Raw genomic sequence first — 1,266 nt, 5'->3', positions numbered from 1 at the left:
ATCAAGTTACGGGTTTATCGCCCGAGTTTATTGGAACGAGAGAAGTTTCACAAGCAGGGATTTTAGAGGCACAACGGCGTCAATCCAGTCTTAATCTGCTTGCTTGTTTGTTTGATGGCTTGCGTTTGTATCGCAAAAGGCAGGGTAAGATTATTTTACATCTTATACAGAATTATTTGTCTGATGGTCGTTTGGTACGGATATCGGGAGAGGAGAATGCACAATATATTCCTTTAACCCGTGAAGCGGTAATGAGTGTTGATTATGACATTGTGGTTGATGATGCGCCAACCAGCCCGAATGAGAAAGAACGGACCTTTGGCATTATCACGCAGCTGTTACCGTTGCTTCAAAATGCCGTTACACCGGATATCATGCTTGATCTGCTTCGTTATTCACCATTGCCAGCGTCCTTACTCAATCGCGTGAGTGAGAAGATGCAACAGCAGCAAATGGCACAACAAGCCCAACAACAGCAAATGAATCCGGAACAAGAAATGAAGTTGCAAGAAAAGCAACAAGATATTGCGACCAAAAGCCAGATGCAACAGATGGATTTACAACAAAAGCAGATTGAATTGTTCATGCGTCAAAAGAGAGCAGAATTGGAAGCGGAGATTATGCAACAACGCCATGAGCTTGAAAGGCAACGCATTTACAATGAACAAATGCAAAATCAAATCATGCGTGAAAGAGCGGCAACATACAGAGGAAGAAGCATTTGAGAGAGGTTAGAGAATGAATGCAGAAATGAACGAAGCTATGAATGAAGATTACAGGGTTGGAGCACCAGTTTTTGATGATGAGAGTTCTTTTGAGAATGATTATGAGGTAGAAAGCGTTGAGAGCCATGATGGTACACCTCCAGAGCCGGTTGCAGAGCCCGTTGACAAGCCTTCAGAAATCGTTCCTATAGATCGGCAATATGCAGAACAACAAGCTCAACAAGCCCGTGAAGCGCTTGCTAAGTTTTACGAGCCCCAAGCTCAGACAGCAATGGTTGAAGGTGAAGGCGGACCTCCAGACCCTGCACAAGATATTATTGGTTATATGGGGTGGATTGGCAAAAAGCTACAAGAGCAAGATGCGTATATTCGTGCACAACAGGATGTTCAAAGGCAAGCTATTGAATCCCAGGAATTTAATGGACATTTGAACCAGTTTTTAGAAAGTTCTGTTACATCAATCAAAGATAAATACAGTGATTTTGATGCAGCAGCAGATTTTCTTTATGAGACGCGTGCGAAGCAATTAAGTGCTTGGTCT

General features: G+C 42.9%; 2 pseudogenes. Both read left to right on the top strand.

Annotation, left to right across the window (positions count from 1 at the left end):
* Nucleotides 1–725: pseudogene (locus tag PVV60_RS10540) on the top strand (phage portal protein); the annotation flags it as partial.
* A gap of 13 nt (nucleotides 726–738) precedes the next feature.
* Nucleotides 739–1,266: pseudogene (locus PVV60_RS10535) on the top strand (hypothetical protein); the annotation flags it as partial.

This window comes from Bartonella sp. AU18XJBT, assembly GCF_028618595.1.
In the GTDB taxonomy this organism is placed as follows: Bacteria; Pseudomonadota; Alphaproteobacteria; order Rhizobiales; family Rhizobiaceae; genus Bartonella.
This window is presented reverse-complemented; position numbering and strand designations above follow the sequence as displayed.